Origin of the sequence: Achromobacter sp. UMC71, from assembly GCF_014170305.1 — a bacterium.
Classification (GTDB): domain Bacteria; phylum Pseudomonadota; class Gammaproteobacteria; order Burkholderiales; family Burkholderiaceae_B; genus Achromobacter.
In genome coordinates, this window is the sequence record NZ_LZZT01000016.1 from 25,930 (window position 1) to 41,449 (window position 15,520).

Consider the following 15,520-nt stretch of genomic DNA (forward strand, 5'->3'; position numbering starts at 1 on the left):
CCGTTCAAGCCTGCATCAGACGCATCGGCGGCAATTCCATGCTTTCGTCGTTCTCCGACACCGCCATGACCGGCATGCACAGGCTCAGGAACTTGGCCAGCATGGCCTCCAGCGAAAACAAGGTCTGCGCGCGATGGCGGCTTTGCCCCTTCAAGCTCTCGTCGGCGCGCACCCGGTCCACGATCGAAGCGACCTTGCCGCAAGCCTCGTGCAGGTCGGGGTGTTCGACATCGCCCAGCAGGTGGCCCGTCTGGTCTTCCTCGAAGCACTCCCCTGCACCGCCGGCCGGCGTCGAGACGACCGGCACGCCCAGCAGCTGGGCTTCGATCAGCACGTTGGGCAGGCCTTCGTAGCGTGACAACAGGACCTTGGCATCCATTTGCGAATACCAGTAGCCCACGTGGTTCGACAAGCCGACGAGCAGCAAGCGGTCCATCACGCATAGCTCTTCTGCCAGCGCCACGATGTTGTCGTGCAGCCGGCCGTCGCCGACGATGACGAAGCGCGCCTGCGGCCGCTGCTTCAGGTAGAGCGCCGCGAGCTTGATCCACAGTTGCGGCCGTTTGTCCGGCTCCAGGCGGAACACGCCGCCGATGGTTTCCGTGGCGTCGGCCGTGCTTTCCTGGAAGGCCAGCCACTTTTCCTGGTCCGTCGCCGAGGCATCGGTGTTCAAGTCCGGCACGCCGTTGTACAGCACATGGAAACGCACGATGGGAATGCCGAGCCATTCCGCGTAGGCCTCGGCGGCCTTGCGGCTGTTGCTGACGAAATGCACGCCGGGCACCTGGGCCAGGGCCTGGTACAGCTCGGGATATTCTTCGCGGAAGCGATCCTTGCGGATGTTCGGCGGCAAGCCGCGGAACACCAGGTGGATGGTCGGTGCGCCGGCCAGCAAGGCCGCCAGGGCGCCGAACAGGCATGTGCCGTCCTGCCACAGGCTCACCACGTCGAAGGTGCTCGCGCGCAAGACGGGCGCCAGGCGCGTCACGCCATAGTGGACCGGCGGCGGCAACTGCTCCAGCAGGCGGCCCAGGCTGCCGTCCGGCACGGATTGGTGGGCCACCGAGATCGCCGGCAGCTTGTTGATTTCCGTGACCGGAATCTGCGCCTTGACCAGCACGGACAGGAAGAAGTCCAGGCCCTGCTTTTTGGTGGAACCCGCGGGCTCGGTGTGCTGCTTGACCAGCACTTCGACTTTCTCGGGTTTCAACGGCACATCGGCGGGACGGGGATTGGGCGCGTCCGCCATGCGGGCCAGTTCGCCGGCAAGCCGCGTCAGCTGCCGCTCGGCGCCGCCCGGCCCCAGGCTGCCCGTCACCAGCGCCACCGAAACGGGTTTGTCGGGCGAGTATTCCGGGATCTGCCGGTTGCGGAAGTGCAGAATGGCGTGCTTCATCGACACGATCCGGATGTCTTTTCCGGCCAGGGCGGCCTCGGGCTCCAGGCGCTGATAGAAGGCATAGTCGTTGGCCAGGCCATTGGCCAGTTCCGCCGCCTTGCTGCCCGGCGCAAGGTGCCGCGCCACGGGCGCAATCACGTCGAATGCGTCGGCCAGCAGCCCGCGTTTGCGCAGGCGCTTGGCGAATTCCACGCGGATGTTGCGATCCGTGTGTTGCAGGATCAGCCGGCGGAACAGCTCGTCCGACTGCTCGTACGCGCGGATATCGCTCAGCAGCTTGGCGCGGGCGAACAGCCGCGCGGGGTTGTCCGTGGACTCGGGCAGGTGGCGCTCGACCAGGGCCAGCGCGTCGGCAAGGTGACGCTCCTTGACCAGGCGGGTCGCGCAATAGCGGACGATCTCCAGGTCATCGGGGCACTCCTGCAACAGCGTAGCCCACTGTTCGGCCATGCCCTCGTTCAGGCCGGCCGCTTCCTTCAGCCGGAGCAGCAGGAAGCGGACCTTGGAGTCGTCCAGGTGGCCGCGCGCCAGCGCCTGCGCATCGGCCAGGTTCGTCTGCGCGACTTGCACCCTTCCCGACGCCGCGACGATTTCCTCCAGCCGCGCCTGCACCGCCTGGAGGTCGGACGCGGCGTCCGTGCGTTCGGTGATCAGGGGCGGATTCATGCGGCCTTCCTACGGTTGACCTTGTCGATCCACACCAGGCAGCGCTGGATGTAGTGGTCGTACTGGGCCGGATTGTCGGAACGTTCCTTAAGTGCGCGCCAGTAAGGCAGGGCCTGCTCGAAGCGGTGCAGGCGCATGGCGCCGACGGCGGCCAGGCGCAGGCCGATGGGATCGTCCGCCACCAGTTGCAGGATGCGCTCGCCCAACGCCAGGCGCTCGGTGGTGCTGGACGCATCCAGCGCGCGCGACTCGGCGTACAGGACGGCCAGGATGCGCCGCTTTTCGTGATCGACTTCCGTCATCGCCGGCCAGGATTGCGCAACGCGCTCCAGCAGGTTCCAGGCGGCCTTGGGATCGCCTGCGGACAGGATTTCCCGGGCGCCGCGGATGGCGCGCGGTCCGAGCCTGCCGAGCTGGCGCTCGGCCTCTTCCTTGGCGCCCTGGTCGGCCGACGGATTCGCCAGGACCATCTTGTAGGCGTCGATGGCTTCGCCATACCAGCCGCCGTTGAACGCCACCCGCGCAAAATGCAGCTGCGTGCTGAACGGCGCGGACTCGTTGGCGGCGGCCTGCTCCAGGTGCCGCATGGCGGTCTGCTTGTCGCCCAGCGCGTCGGCCGCGCGGCCGCGCATGGCGTGCAGTTCGGGGAACTCGACCTCGGTGTCCAGCGCGATGTCGGTCAGGTCGATCACTTCCTTGTGGTTGCCCGCCACCAGCGCGGCGCGCACACCCAGGCGCATCGCACGCTCGAAGGCGCGCTTGGCGCGCACGCCGGCCAGGGCATCGGGGTTGAGCAGGCGGTGCGCGCAGATGCGCTCGGCGGCATCGCGCAGACGGCCTTCCTCCAGCGCCTGCGCGCCCTCCTCGGACCAGGCCGCGGACTGCGTGCTCAGCCAGGCGGCAATGTCTTCCTGCTCGCTGCCGGCCAGATTGCACGACACGGCCAGCGCGGCCGCGGCCATGATGCAACCGCGCCAAGACGCTTCCTTGACCAATTCCAGCGCCTCGACATCCTTGAGCGTCGGCGCTTCGGCCGCCAGCGCGCGCAGGCCCGAGCGGTCGCCCGCGATCAGCCGGTCGCGCCACAGCGTGGCGAAGCTGCGGCCGTGAGACGGAATGGCCGCGCGCACTTCATGGACCCAGCGCAAGGTCGCGTCCATGTCGCTGCCGGCCTGCAGCAGCGACAGCACGATGTCGGCGGCTTCCGTGGCCGTCGCATCCTGCGGCGAGGAAATGCGGAACAGCTGCTTCCAATTGCCCAGGGCTTCGTCCACGAATCCCAGATGGCCGGCGGAGATCGCCGCGATGCGCACGATTTCCGGGGTCTCGATTTCGTCGCCCAAGAGGCCGGCGGCCAGCGAGTGGGCCACATCATGGCGGCCCAGCTTGAACTGGTTGCGCATCAGTATCTGCTCGGCCTTGCTGCCGGTGGCCAGCGTGCCATCCGCGCTGCCCAGCAGCGCCAGCGACCCTTCGTAGTCGCCCAGCTCTTCCTGGATCCGTGCGAACAGCAACGTGTGATCGGGCAGGCCCGGATGACGACGCAGCACGTCGCGCAGGCGGCGCGAAGCTTCGCGCAGATCGCCGGCGTCCCAGATCTTCTCGATGCGCTCGGCGCTTTCGTCGGCGCCCAGCTTGGGCACGGAGGGCTGCGGCGTCGAGGCGCTCATGCGCGGACGCACGAAGGTCTTGAACCATTCGGTGTACAGGCGTTCGGCGAACAGCGGGGTGTAGTGCGTCAGGTCCAGCCCGCCGTCTTCCATCGCGTCGGCCTGCCCGATTTTGTTCATCAGCGGCGTCGGGTCGTAGCAAGGCACGCCGATGCGCTGCGCGCCGGCGGCCACCGCGGCAATCAGCTGCGCCCGCTGTTCGATCGGCACATTGTCGGGCGTCATGGCATTGACGTGGGTGACGAACACGACTTTGTCCCGGCCCAGCAGGTCGACCAGCTCATGCATTTGCTGCTCGATCTCGTCGTCCGGCTGTTCACGCTTGACGATGCGGGCGAGCAGGTCGCGGTTGTCCGGCGACAGGCTCTTGAAGACGGGGTCTTTGTCCAGCCATGCGCGCCGCTCGGCGAGCCGGTCGTCGCTGGCCTGGGACCAGAACATGCGGGTGCGGGCACGGTCGGCGAAGAATTCGCTGAAGAAGCGCACCAGGTAGTTGGACTGGATGGGCAGGCCGTCGATGGTCAGCAGCTTGCGCGAGGACAGCTCGACCATGTACAGGTCGGCCGGCTTGTGCGTGCCGCGGCGGGCCTGCTCGCCATTGGACGGGCGGAAGATCAGGCGCTGCACGTCGGCGGGAATCTCGGCCTGGCCGAACATGAAGCGGGCCTGCTGCAGCGCCTCCGCGCTGGTGTGGACAAAACCGTAATTGCGGCCGAGCTGCTGCTTGATCGGGTAGCGTCCCACGGCATCACGCAACGGCGTATGGATGCGGCAGGTGCCAATCGGAGCGATGGTAAAGGCGGTCATTGCGGGCCTCTCCTGTGTAGATGGATTGCGGGAACCTGGACTCAGAGCGTCCAGTACAAGAGATCGGGCTGCAGCCGGCGGCTATCCAGCACGGACTTCAGATCGCACACCATGCCGCCGCTCTTGACCAGCTGCGGCAGGTCTTCCCAGATGGTGTCCATGGTTTCGCGATGCGGCACCGCCAGGATCAGCACATCCATGTCACGGAATTGGTCGCGATCCACGAGGCTGATGCCGTACTCATGCTGCATCTGTTCAACGTCGACCATCGGATCGCAGGCCACCGGCGTAATGCCGTAATCGCCCAGGGCGCGATACAGGTCCACCACCTTCGAATTGCGGATGTCCGGCACGTTTTCCTTGAACGTCATGCCCAGAATGCCGACCCGGGTCGAGGCGTTCAGACGGCCGTTGCGGGCCAGGGTCTGCACCACGCGCGAGGCCACATGGCTGGCCATGCCGTCGTTGATCCGGCGGCCCGACAGGATGACTTCGGGGTGGTAGCCCAGTTCCTGCGCTTTGGATGTCAGGTAGTAGGGATCGACGCCGATGCAGTGGCCGCCGACCAGACCGGGCGTGAACTTGAGGAAGTTCCACTTGGTGCCTGCGGCCGCCAGTACTTCCGCGGTGCGGATGCCAACCAGATCGCAGATCTTCGACATCTCGTTCATCAGCGCGATGTTGATGTCGCGTTGCGTGTTTTCGAGTACCTTGGCCGCTTCGGCCACCTTGATCGAGGAGGCGCGATGCACGCCCGCGTCGATGATCTGTTCGTAGACGCCCGCGATGATCGATAGCGATTCCGCATCCTGGCCGGACACGATCTTGACGATCTTCTCCAGCGGATGCTCGCGGTCGCCCGGATTGATCCGTTCGGGGCTGTAGCCGAGCTTGAAGTCGATGCCGCAACGCAGGCCCGATACCTTTTCAAGCTCCGGTCCGCAGATTTCCTCGGTCGCGCCGGGGTGCACGGTGGATTCAAAGACCACGATGCAACCGGGGCGTAGCACGGGGCCGATCGAATGGCAGGCCCGCACCAGCAGGGAAAAATCGGGATTGTTCTTTTCGTCGACGGGCGTCGGCACGGCAACGACGAAGAAATCGCAACCGTCCAGCTCGGAAACCTGGTCAGTGAACTGCATGGGGGAAGCCAGCAATGCTTCGCGTTCGATCTCGCCAGTCCAGTCCTCTCCCTGCTTCAGGCTGGCGATCCGCCGCTTGTCTACATCAAAGCCGACGACATCAAAGCGCCTGGAAAATGCCACGGCCACGGGCAGGCCGACATATCCAAGACCGCATACTGCGATTCTCTTTACCACGGGGGACCTCACTGTTTTCGTCGTGTCGAGTACATAAAAAGACCGACACCCAGGAACCGATTAATCGATGGGGAATCGAATGACTATTCCCGCCTGGGGTGGACGCGCCGATCAGAATTAATTACATCTCGATACCCCGTTATACGCGTGGGTAGCGAGCCAACGAATGGTAGGCCCCGCCGACAGCGAATTTCTTTCTAAAAGTTTGCATCGCTGTGGAAATAAATCGGAAATATTGCAATAAACCAGGGGAAATCCCTCAGATAACCCCTTTATCCGTACAAATAGAAATAGATTAGATCGTTTGTTTTGTTAGCAAATATATAAAGTCGTTTTCTTATCTTGATTTAATAAAACCGCAAGGAATGAGTATGGAATCAGGGGTTATCTGTAAATGCCCCCGGAGACTGCTCGGTATTGCAACCTCACGTCACTGATCGCGTCGGAATCACCGAAAAATATCGTGCCAGCCGTGTATCAGGAAAAATCAAAACCTATTGACCATTTATCATCCGCGCGGCATGGGAATGGCGCGGATGGGCGCCGCGCGCAGCGCGCGCATGAAAAAGCCCCCGGCTCCTTGCGCGGCGCCGGGGGCGGGTTGCTGACGGCGCCGGTTACGGCGCCGTGGGGATCACTGCAGCAGGCTGCGCAGCATCCAGGCGTTCTTTTCGTGCACGTCCAGGCGCTGCGTCAGCAGGTCGGCCGTGGGCTGGTCATTGGCGGCATCTGCCTTCTCGAAGGCCGAACGCGCGGTCTTGGCGACCGACTCGTTGGCGCTGACCAAGAGGCGCACCATTTCCAGCGCTTCCGGCACGGACTCGGGTTCGGAGATGGACGACAGCTTGGAATACTCGCGGTACGTACCCGGCGCGTAGTGGCCCAGGGCACGGATGCGCTCGGCGATGCTGTCCAGCGCGTTCCACTCTTCGGTGTACTGCGTCATGAACATCAGATGCAGCGTGTTGAACATCGGCCCCGTGACGTTCCAGTGGAAGTTGTGCGTCATCAGGTACAGGGTGTACGAATCGGCCAGCAGCTTGGACAATTCGCCGGCGACCGCGGCCCGGTCCTTGTCCGAGATGCCGATATTGATGCGCGGTGCGCTGGTGGAGGTCTTCTTGGAGGTCTTTGCCATTGCTAGCTCCCTGAGGGGTTGGTGGACAAAACTAGGATAACACCGCGAAACCGGCAATTTCGCGGCAAAAAGGCAGGCCAATCAACGACTTGGCGATAGCTTGACCGAACGCAAACACTGCCCGGATCAATCCTGCACCGCGGCGGTTTCATCGGTCAGCATCCGCACGCCCGGCAGCTCGCATTCGTACACCGCCTGGGCCAGCGCTTCGATCGCCGCCAGGCGCGGGAAGCTGCGGCGCCAGGCCAGCACCACGCGGCGCTCAGGCACATGGCCTTCGAACGGCAGATAACGCAACAGGCTGTTGGACGGCGGCGGTTGCGGCACCGCCGTCACCGGCAGCACCGTCACGCCGATGCCGGCCGCGACCATGTGGCGGATGGTTTCAAGCGACGACCCTTCAAACGTGCGCTGGATACCGTCGCTGGCCGCCGAGAAGCGCGACAGCTCGGGACACACCTCCAGCACCTGGTCGCGGAAACAGTGGCCGCTGCCCAGCAGCAGCATGGTCTGCTGCTTCAGGTCCTGTGCGTCGATGGACGTGCGCTGCGCCAGTTCGTGGTCCTGCGGCACCGCCACCACGAAGGGCTCGTCGTACAGCGGCTGCATCACCAGCCCAGCCTCGGGCAATGGCAGCGCCATGATGGCGCAGTCGATCTCGCCCTGGCGCAGCAGCTCGACCAGGCGGACCGTGAAGTTCTCCTGCAACAGCAGCGGCATCTGCGGCGTGCGGCCGATCTGCACCGGCACCAGGCGCGGCAGCAGGTAGGGGCCGATCGTATGGATCACGCCGACGCGCAGCGGCCCGGCCAGCGGGTCATGCCCCTGGCGCGCGATTTCCTTGATGCTGGCGCTTTCCTCCAGCACCTTCTGGGCCTGCGCCACGATGCGCTGGCCGATGGGCGTCACGCCGACTTCGGCGCCGCCGCGTTCGAACAGCGTCACGCCCAGTTCGTCCTCGAGCTTGCGGATCGCCACCGACAGCGTGGGCTGGCTGACGAAACAGGCCTCGGCCGCGCGACCGAAGTGCCGCTCGCGCGCCACCGCGACGATGTATTTGAGTTCAGTCAGAGTCATGGTGGCTACGCCCCCGTGAGTTGAGCGCCGGCCCGGCGGGCGGCGCTGGAAAATGGGAAGGTCATGGTGGGTCCCATCCGCTAGGTGCGCAGGAAGTCTTCCCTGCCCCGCATCCAGCGGGCCAGGTGCGCCTCGACGGCGGCGGGGTGTTCGGCGCGCAGCCAGACTGCGGCATCGCGCGCCTGTTCGGCGATTTCGGCGTCGGTTTCCAGGTCGGCAAAGCGCAACAGCGCCATGCCCGACTGGCGCGTGCCCAGGAATTCACCCGGACCGCGCTGCTCCAGGTCACGGCGCGCGATTTCAAAGCCATCCGACGTTTCGAACATGGCACGCAGGCGTTCACGCGCCACCTGCGACAGCGGCGTCTGGTAGAGCAGCACGCAGACCGATTCGGCCGTGCCGCGCCCTACCCGTCCGCGCAACTGGTGCAGCTGGGCCAGACCGAAACGCTCGGCGTGTTCGATGACCATCAGCGAGGCGTTGGGCACATCCACCCCGACCTCGATCACGGTGGTGGCCACCAGCAGGTCGATCTGCCCTTCGCGGAAGGCCTGCATCACCGCGGCCTTTTCCGTCTGCGGCAAACGGCCGTGCACCAGACCGATGCGCAGGTCCGGCAGGTCCACGCGCATCCCTTCGTAGGTATCGACGGCGGTCTGCAATTCCAACGCCTCGCTTTCCTCGACCAGCGGACAAACCCAATAGGCTTGCTGCCCCCCGCGCGCGGCCTGCGCGATATGCGCGATGACTTCTTCGCGCCGCGCCTCCGACACCAGCTTGGTGAGCACTGGCGTGCGCCCCGGCGGCAGTTCATCGATGACCGACACATCCAGGTCGGCGAAGAAGGTCATGGCCAACGTGCGCGGGATGGGTGTGGCGCTCATGTTGAGTTGGTGCGGCACGATGCGGCCGCGCACGGTCTCGCCCTTGCGGGTCAGCGCCAGGCGCTGACCCACGCCGAAGCGGTGCTGCTCGTCGACGATGGACAGCCCCAGGCGGTGGAATTCGACATGGTCCTGGATCAGGGCCTGGGTGCCCACCACCAGTTGCACGCTGCCGTCGGCCGCCGCGGCGGCGGCCTCGCGGCGCGCCTTGGCCGTCAGGCTGCCGCTCAGCCAGGCCACGTTCACGCCCAGCGGCTGCAGCCATGACACCAGCTTGCGGAAATGCTGCTCAGCCAGGATTTCGGTGGGCGCCATCAGCGCCACTTGCGAGCCCCCGGCGATGGCCTGGGCCGCCGCGATGGCGGCCACCACCGTCTTGCCGCTGCCTACGTCGCCCTGCAGCAGGCGGTGCATGGGGTAGGACTTGGCCAGGTCGGCGGATATCTCGGCGACCACGCGCTGCTGCGCGCCGGTCAGCTTGAAGGGCAGCGCCTGGTAAAGCCGGTCGACCAGGCCGCCGGCCTCGTTGCGCACGGGCAGCGCCTCGGCCTCTTTGATACGCCGCGCGGCGCGGGCGGCGGCCAGCGACAGCTGCTGGGCCAGCAATTCATCGAACTTGATACGGCGCCAGGCCGGATGCACGCGGTCCAGCAGCGCGGCTTCGGATTCGCCCTGCCCGGGCGTATGCAGCGCGCGGATCGCGGGCTCGAACGGCGGCAGGTCGTAACGCGCCAAGGCGTCGGCCGGCAAAGTATCGGACAGATCGGCCCGGTCCAGCGCCTGGGCGATGGCGCGCCGCAGCGTCAGCTGCGGCAGCCCTTCGGTGCTGGGATAGACGGGCGTCAGCGCCGTGGGCAGAGGCGCGTCGGCGTTGGTCATGCGCGGGTGCACCATCTGGCGCCCGAACAGACCGCCGCGGACCTCGCCGCGGGCGCGCAGCCGCTTGCCCACGCTGACTTGTTTTTGCTGGCTGGGATAGAAATTCAGCCAGCGCAATTGCAGTTCGCCGCTGTCGTCCACCAGGGTAGCGGTGAGCTGGCGCCGAGGCCGGTACAGGACCTCGGATTTGGTGATCTCGCCTTCGACCTGGCCGGGAAAGCCGGGCCGCAGGTCGCTGATCGGCACGATGCGGGTTTCGTCCTCGTAGCGCAGCGGCAGGTGCAGCACGAAGTCCTCGGGCAGCACCAAACCCAGGTTGCGGAGCTTGCGCTCCGTATCCGTCATGGCTTTGCCGGCGCCTTTGGTATCGGCGCCGGATCGCTTGGTTGCCACGGCCGCGGCCGGCATATGGGATGAAACCCCTGGCAAATCGCGCGTGGTCGGGCTTTACAGGACCAGGATCGCTTCGACTTCGAACTGCGCGCCCTTGGGCAGGCTGGCCACGCCGACGGTCGAACGCGCCGGGAACGGCTGCGGAATCAGTTCGGCCATGATGGCATTGGCGGCCGTGAACTTGCCCAGGTCGGTCAGGAACAGCGTCAGCTTGACCACATCGTTCAGCGTGCCGCCGGCGGCCGCGACCACGGCTTCCATATTGGCGAATGCCTGGCGCACCTGGGCATCGAAGTTCTCGGAAACCAGGTCGCCCGTGCCGGGCTCCAGCCCGATCTGGCCGGACAGGTACACAGTCTTGGCGCCGGTAGCGGCAACCGCTTGCGAGTAAGGGCCAACGGCGGCGGGCGCGGCGTCGGTATGGATGATTTGCTTGCTCATGGGCGGAATCCTTCAGGTGACGGATAATAGCTACAACTATCGGATTTTAATCGGCAATAGGGTTTTGCGAAAGGCTAGTCGCGAAAGGAACCTCGGAACCTTCCATGTTACCCACACTTCGGCACGGGTAAACGCATTGCAGCCCGTCCAGGCATTGCTCATCGGCACCTATCTGAGGAAATCATCATGGCCCAGGACTATCGCGTCACCATCAAGGATTGGATTCGTCAGGCAACCAGCGCGGAAGACGCCTCCGAGTTTGAACAGACCGGCCTCGCCGTACTCAGCGTCACCCCGTTCGCCGAGGCCATCATCCTGGCCCATCCACCGGAAAACAGTGAGGTTTTTGTTCTGGCCGTCCAGATCGACGCACTGGATGCCAACGCGCACCCGACGCTGCTGCGCAATGTGCTGCAACTCAATTGCGAACCCGACCTGCTGCCTGGCGCCTTCGCCCTGGAACCGCAGGAACAGATCGTGCTGTACCGCTGGACGGTGGATCTGCCTGGCATGGACGACACCACCTTCCAGAACGTGCTGGGCAATTTCGCTGTGATGGCGGACAGGGCGCTGGAGGCCTATCGCAATGCCCTGCCCATCGAGGCGGATCCTGCCGTCGCCGTCGCCGTCGCAGAGCCGGCCGGCCTGCCCCACGGCGCCATGCGCGCCTGACACCCAGGAGAGCCGCCATGCAGAGCATTACCGCCCGTATCGCCACCACCCACACGCCCAGAGTCTTCGCCAGCACGACACGCGTCCTGCGCAGCAACACGCTGCGCGACGCCGCAAAGCCATTCGTACGCAGCTTCACCTCCAGCTCCCGCACCCGCCCCCCGGCCACCCCCGTTCGCGTTCGCGCCTACTCCGGCGCGACCGCGCCGCGCCGTTCTATGTCCACAGCCACCGGCGGCAACCGCCCCCCCACGGGGCACATGACCCAGAACGCGTCTGGCCGGGTCCGCTCCGCCAGTACCTCGGGCACGTCGAACCACCGCACGCCCCCGTCGCAAGGCCCCGGCTTTCTCGCAACGATGGGCACGGCGCTGAATGCGCTGGCGAACTTGTTCGGGCTGGGCTCGGGATCTGCCTCACCGACCGTATCCGCCGAACGCGCCAGGCAGATCACTGCCTATCTTCCCGACCAAGGTCATTTGCCCGCCGAGCGGCAACGCTCCCCCGTCGATACCTACCGCAGCTACGAGACGTCCGCTCGACGACTCGCCAATGAGATCGGCGTGCCCGCCGCCTTGGCCAATCAGTTTCCACCCGAAACCGAATTGGCCATGACGATGTACCAGCAAGCCCCCACCGAAGGCGGCAGCGCGGATGATACCCAGGCGCCCTATCCGTTCACCGGCCGCGACTTCAATCAGGCGTTGCGCGGCGATACGCCCTTGACCCCGGGCGCGGGCCGCAGCCGCGACACGCCGGACACGCCTAAGGAAAAGCTGATCGCGGGGCTGGAACTGCGGGTGCTGGCAGTGCCTGTTACGCCGGCGGACAAGCACGGGGTGTACGCGCGCACCTTGGCTACCAATGACCACAACGCCGAATTGCTCAGAACGCTCGACATGGAGGAGATCGGACCCGACTCCGAGGCCAAGCCCGTGCCCGTCACGGATGCCGGCGTGCTCTCGGTCACTGACAAGCTGGCAGCACTGGCCCCCTCCATGTACGTCATTTCCGTCGACGATGCCTTCGTTTTTCCCCACAGCAAGAACAACGACCTGGCACGCGCGGAAGGAGAGCACATGGCGGTCGGGCAGGTCCTGGTCAAGATCGGCGAGCATCGGGGCGTGCCGGTCGTAGCGGCCTACAGCGACATGGCCGTCCATGCCGACGCGCTGGCCGACATCGACCGCCACTTCAGCTTCGAAGGCGACGCGCTGGCAACCGCCATCGGCACAGAGGCCCGCGGCGAACGCGTCGACAACGCCAAAGCGGAGATCACGCATCGCCACGCCGAACTGCTGGCGCGAGTCGTGCAGCAGGTGGACGACGCGCACCGGGCCCAGCCCTCGACACTCTGACGGCCTGGCAATGGCGGCCCCGCACTCACGGGGGGCCGCCGATCTCCGCCCGGCTGGCCCACAGCAGGTCGTACAGCGCCTGCGCGGCCAGCGGCAGGCTGCGCCCCTGACGCCAGACCAGATACAGCGGCCGCAGCAGCGCCTTGCCCGCCAGGGGCACGATGCGCAGGTCGCCGCCGCCGAAATGGAACAGCGTCATGGCCGGCACCACCGCCACGCCCAACCCCGCCCGGACCAGGCCGGTGACGGTGGCCAGGTGTTCGACCTCGAAGACCGGCGGCGGCGCCTCGGCGCCGAACGCGGCGTCCAGGTGCTTGCGCACGCTGCTGCCGCGCGCCAGCTGGATCACTGGATGCCGCGCCACGTCGCGCAGCCGCACCCGCGGCAGTTGCGCCAGAGGATGGTCCGCGCGGCACACCAGGAAGTAGCGGTCGGCATGCAGGAACTCGCTGTCCAGGTCGTTCATGTCCGGCCGGCGCGAGGCCACCGCGAAATCCACCTGGCCGTCGCGCACCATGTCCAGGCACGGATCCAGCAAAGCGTCGCGCAAGTCCACCAGGATGCCGGGATGCTGTTCGCGGAACCGCGCCAGCAGGCCTGGCAGCCACCCGGCCGCCAAGGACGGCAGCGCCGCCAGCGCCACCCGGCCGCGCCGCCGGGCCGCGTGATCGCGCAGGTCTTCCATCACCAGGTCCATGTCCGCCAGCAGGCGCCGCGCTGACGCGTCCAGCACCCTGCCCTCCGCCGTCAGCTCGACGTTGCGGGTATTGCGGTCGAACAGGCGCAGCCCGGCGCTATCTTCCAGCTGCCGGATCAGGGCGCTGAAGGCGGGCTGCGTCAGATGGCAGCGCTGCGCGGCGCGGGTGAAGTGCTTTTCGTCGGCCAGGGCCACGAAAGCGCGCAATTGGCGGGCAGACAGATTCATGGCTTTTCTTTATGAATTGATCCGATATTTCTATTTTACGGATGATCGGACGCTCCCTATAGTGAGGCTCCGGTTTTCCCCGCGCGGTGCCATCGCGAGATGCCCCGCGCCCTGCCTGGACCATTCATGTCTGCTACTCCCTTGCTCATCGGCTGCGCCTCCGGCTTTTCCGGCGACCGCAGCGACGGCGCCGCCGCCGTGGTGCGCACGCTGGCCGCCCAAGGCGGCGGCACGCTGATCTTTGAAACGCTGGCCGAGCGCACCCTGGCGCTGGCCCAGCTGGCGCGCAACGAAGACCCGCGCCGCGGCTACGAGCCGCTGCTGGACGCACTGGTGGACCCGGTACTGGCCGACTGCCTGCGCCATGGCATCAATATCGTCAGCAACTTCGGCGCCGCCAATCCGGTGGCCGCCGCGCGCCGCATCGCCGAACTGGCCGCGCGCCAGGGCTTGCCCGCCCCCCGCATCGCCGTCATCCACGGCGACGCGCTGGACTCCGCCGCTCAACGCGACCTGCTGCGCCAACGCCTGGGCACGGCGCTGGACGGCGTGGACGTGGTCAGCGCCACCGCCTACCTGGGCGCCGTCGAAATCGCCCAAGCCCTGGCCGCCGGCGCCCAGATCGTGGTGGCCGGCCGCGTCGCCGACCCCTCCTTGACTCTGGGCCCGGCGCTGGCGCACTTCGGCTGGGACCTGGCCGACTGGCCGCGCCTGGGCCGCGCCACCATGGCCGGCCACATGCTGGAATGCGGCCTGCAGGTCACCGGCGGCTACTTCTGCGTGCCGGGTTTGAAAGAGGTGCCCGACGTGCACGCGGCCGGCTTTCCCATCGCCGAAATCCAGGCCGACGGCGAATTCGTCATCGGCAAGGCGGCCGACACCGGCGGCGCGGTGGACGCGCGCACCGTCAAGGAACAACTGCTGTACGAAGTGCATGATCCCGCCCGTTATTTGACCCCCGACGTCGTGGCCGACCTGAGCCAGGCCCGCGTCGAAGACCTGGGCGGCAACCGCGTGGCGGTGCGCGGCATCACCGGCCACGCGCGGCCCGACGAACTGAAGGTCAACGTCTGCTACCACGGCGGCTGGCTGGCCGAAGCCGAGATTTCCTACGCCGGCGTCCAGGCCGAGGCCCGCGCGCGGCTGGCGGCCGACATCGTGCAAAAGCGCCTGGGATCGGCGCTGCGGCTGCGCGCCGACCTGATCGGCACCCTCAGCATCCTGGACAACGACGCGGGCGCCTTGCGTGGCGCGCAGGCCGAAGGCCGGGGCCGCGACGTGCGCCTGCGCATCGCCGGCGAACACGCCGACCGCGCGACGGCCGAACGCGTGCTGCGCGAAGTCACCGCGCTGTACACCTGCGGACCGGCGGGCGGCGGCGGCGTGCGCACCGCGCTGCGCCCGCGCCTGAACATGGTGTCCTGCACCATTGCCCGCGACGCCGTGCGCAGCGGCTGGCGCTTCCTGGAAGAGATCGAGTCATGAGCACGTCTTCAGCATCCCCGGCACAGGCCGCCGCAACCCCGATCGCCGTCCCCTTGTATCGCCTGGGACATAGCCGTTCCGGCGACAAGGGCGACATCTCCAACCTCAGCCTGATCGCCTGGGACCCCGAGTGCTACGCCGTGCTGGCCGAGCAGGTAACCGAGGCGCGCGTGGCCGCCTGGTTCGCCTACCGCCATCCCGTTCGCGTCACCCGCTACCTGCTGCCCACCCTGCACGCCATGAACTTCGTGCTGGAAGGCGTGCTGGACGGCGGCGTCAACGACGCGCTGAATCTGGATGCCCACGGCAAGAGCCTGTCTTTCCGCTTGCTGGACATGACGGTCGAGGTCAGTCCCGCGCTGGCCCGCCGCCTGCCCGACATCCCGGGCGACCGTCCCGCCCCCGCC

12 protein-coding genes are annotated in these 15,520 nt (G+C 66.6%); 4 read left to right on the plus strand and 8 right to left on the minus strand.

The window, feature by feature from the left end:
* Nucleotides 1-4: 4 nt before the first annotated feature.
* The 7 genes from A9974_RS08565 to A9974_RS08595 form a co-directional block, all read right to left on the minus strand.
* The gene (locus tag A9974_RS08565) at nucleotides 5-2,065 is read right to left on the minus strand and encodes a glycosyltransferase (RefSeq protein WP_183003687.1); all 2,061 of its coding nucleotides are present in this window, start codon (nucleotides 2,063-2,065) and stop codon (nucleotides 5-7) included.
* Nucleotides 2,062-4,542, minus strand: a complete 2,481-nt coding sequence (locus A9974_RS08570) for a hypothetical protein (RefSeq protein WP_183003688.1) — start codon at nucleotides 4,540-4,542, stop codon at nucleotides 2,062-2,064. Before A9974_RS08570 ends, A9974_RS08565 begins: the two co-directional genes overlap by 4 nt.
* Before the next feature lie 41 nt (nucleotides 4,543-4,583).
* Nucleotides 4,584-5,861, minus strand: coding sequence for a nucleotide sugar dehydrogenase (locus A9974_RS08575; protein ID WP_183003689.1), 1,278 nt, complete (start codon nucleotides 5,859-5,861; stop codon nucleotides 4,584-4,586).
* Nucleotides 5,862-6,495: 634 nt separating this feature from the next.
* Nucleotides 6,496-6,999: a Dps family protein gene (locus A9974_RS08580; protein ID WP_183003690.1), complete on the minus strand. Its 504-nt coding sequence runs from the start codon at nucleotides 6,997-6,999 to the stop codon at nucleotides 6,496-6,498.
* A 126-nt stretch (nucleotides 7,000-7,125) separates the two neighbouring features.
* Nucleotides 7,126-8,076: a LysR substrate-binding domain-containing protein gene (locus tag A9974_RS08585; RefSeq protein ID WP_183003691.1), complete on the minus strand. Its 951-nt coding sequence runs from the start codon at nucleotides 8,074-8,076 to the stop codon at nucleotides 7,126-7,128.
* A gap of 80 nt (nucleotides 8,077-8,156) precedes the next feature.
* Nucleotides 8,157-10,247: an ATP-dependent DNA helicase RecG gene (gene recG / locus A9974_RS08590; protein WP_183003692.1), complete on the minus strand. Its 2,091-nt coding sequence runs from the start codon at nucleotides 10,245-10,247 to the stop codon at nucleotides 8,157-8,159.
* Nucleotides 10,248-10,286: 39 nt separating this feature from the next.
* Nucleotides 10,287-10,673, minus strand: coding sequence for a Rid family detoxifying hydrolase (locus A9974_RS08595; RefSeq protein WP_183003693.1), 387 nt, complete (start codon nucleotides 10,671-10,673; stop codon nucleotides 10,287-10,289).
* Between the two features lie 186 nt (nucleotides 10,674-10,859).
* On the opposite strand from A9974_RS08595, the gene A9974_RS08600 reads away from it, so the two are divergent.
* Both A9974_RS08600 and A9974_RS08605 read left to right on the plus strand, forming a co-directional pair.
* Nucleotides 10,860-11,345 carry a YbjN domain-containing protein gene (locus A9974_RS08600; RefSeq protein WP_183003694.1) on the plus strand — a complete coding sequence of 162 codons (486 nt, stop codon included), beginning with the start codon at nucleotides 10,860-10,862 and terminating at the stop codon, nucleotides 11,343-11,345.
* A 17-nt stretch (nucleotides 11,346-11,362) separates the two neighbouring features.
* Nucleotides 11,363-12,703 (plus strand): hypothetical protein, encoded by a 1,341-nt coding sequence (locus tag A9974_RS08605; RefSeq protein ID WP_183003695.1) that lies wholly within the window; start codon nucleotides 11,363-11,365, stop codon nucleotides 12,701-12,703.
* 25 nt (nucleotides 12,704-12,728) lie between these two features.
* On the opposite strand, the gene A9974_RS08610 is transcribed toward A9974_RS08605, so the two are convergent.
* The gene (locus A9974_RS08610) at nucleotides 12,729-13,628 is read right to left on the minus strand and encodes a LysR family transcriptional regulator (protein WP_183003696.1); all 900 of its coding nucleotides are present in this window, start codon (nucleotides 13,626-13,628) and stop codon (nucleotides 12,729-12,731) included.
* A 126-nt stretch (nucleotides 13,629-13,754) separates the two neighbouring features.
* Between A9974_RS08610 and A9974_RS08615 the strand changes: the two genes are divergently transcribed.
* On the plus strand, nucleotides 13,755-15,113 hold the full coding sequence (locus tag A9974_RS08615) for an acyclic terpene utilization AtuA family protein (RefSeq protein WP_183003697.1): 1,359 nt from the start codon (nucleotides 13,755-13,757) through the stop codon (nucleotides 15,111-15,113).
* A partial coding sequence (locus tag A9974_RS08620) for a hypothetical protein (RefSeq protein ID WP_183003698.1) occupies nucleotides 15,110-15,520 on the plus strand: 411 nt, incomplete at its 3' end. The genes A9974_RS08615 and A9974_RS08620, both read left to right, overlap by 4 nt.

What these genes read in the sequence shown, in the direction of transcription:
- A9974_RS08565 (WP_183003687.1), bottom strand. Translation starts at nt 2,065, where the DNA reads ATGAATCCGCCCCTGATCACCGAACGCACGGACGCCGCGTCCGACCTC.
- A9974_RS08570 (WP_183003688.1), bottom strand. Translation starts at nt 4,542, where the DNA reads ATGACCGCCTTTACCATCGCTCCGATTGGCACCTGCCGCATCCATACG.
- A9974_RS08580 (WP_183003690.1), bottom strand. Translation starts at nt 6,999, where the DNA reads ATGGCAAAGACCTCCAAGAAGACCTCCACCAGCGCACCGCGCATCAAT.
- A9974_RS08585 (WP_183003691.1), bottom strand. Translation starts at nt 8,076, where the DNA reads ATGACTCTGACTGAACTCAAATACATCGTCGCGGTGGCGCGCGAGCGG.
- recG (WP_183003692.1), bottom strand. Translation starts at nt 10,247, where the DNA reads ATGCCGGCCGCGGCCGTGGCAACCAAGCGATCCGGCGCCGATACCAAA.
- A9974_RS08595 (WP_183003693.1), bottom strand. Translation starts at nt 10,673, where the DNA reads ATGAGCAAGCAAATCATCCATACCGACGCCGCGCCCGCCGCCGTTGGC.
- A9974_RS08600 (WP_183003694.1), top strand. Translation starts at nt 10,860, where the DNA reads ATGGCCCAGGACTATCGCGTCACCATCAAGGATTGGATTCGTCAGGCA.
- A9974_RS08605 (WP_183003695.1), top strand. Translation starts at nt 11,363, where the DNA reads ATGCAGAGCATTACCGCCCGTATCGCCACCACCCACACGCCCAGAGTC.
- A9974_RS08610 (WP_183003696.1), bottom strand. Translation starts at nt 13,628, where the DNA reads ATGAATCTGTCTGCCCGCCAATTGCGCGCTTTCGTGGCCCTGGCCGAC.
- A9974_RS08615 (WP_183003697.1), top strand. Translation starts at nt 13,755, where the DNA reads ATGTCTGCTACTCCCTTGCTCATCGGCTGCGCCTCCGGCTTTTCCGGC.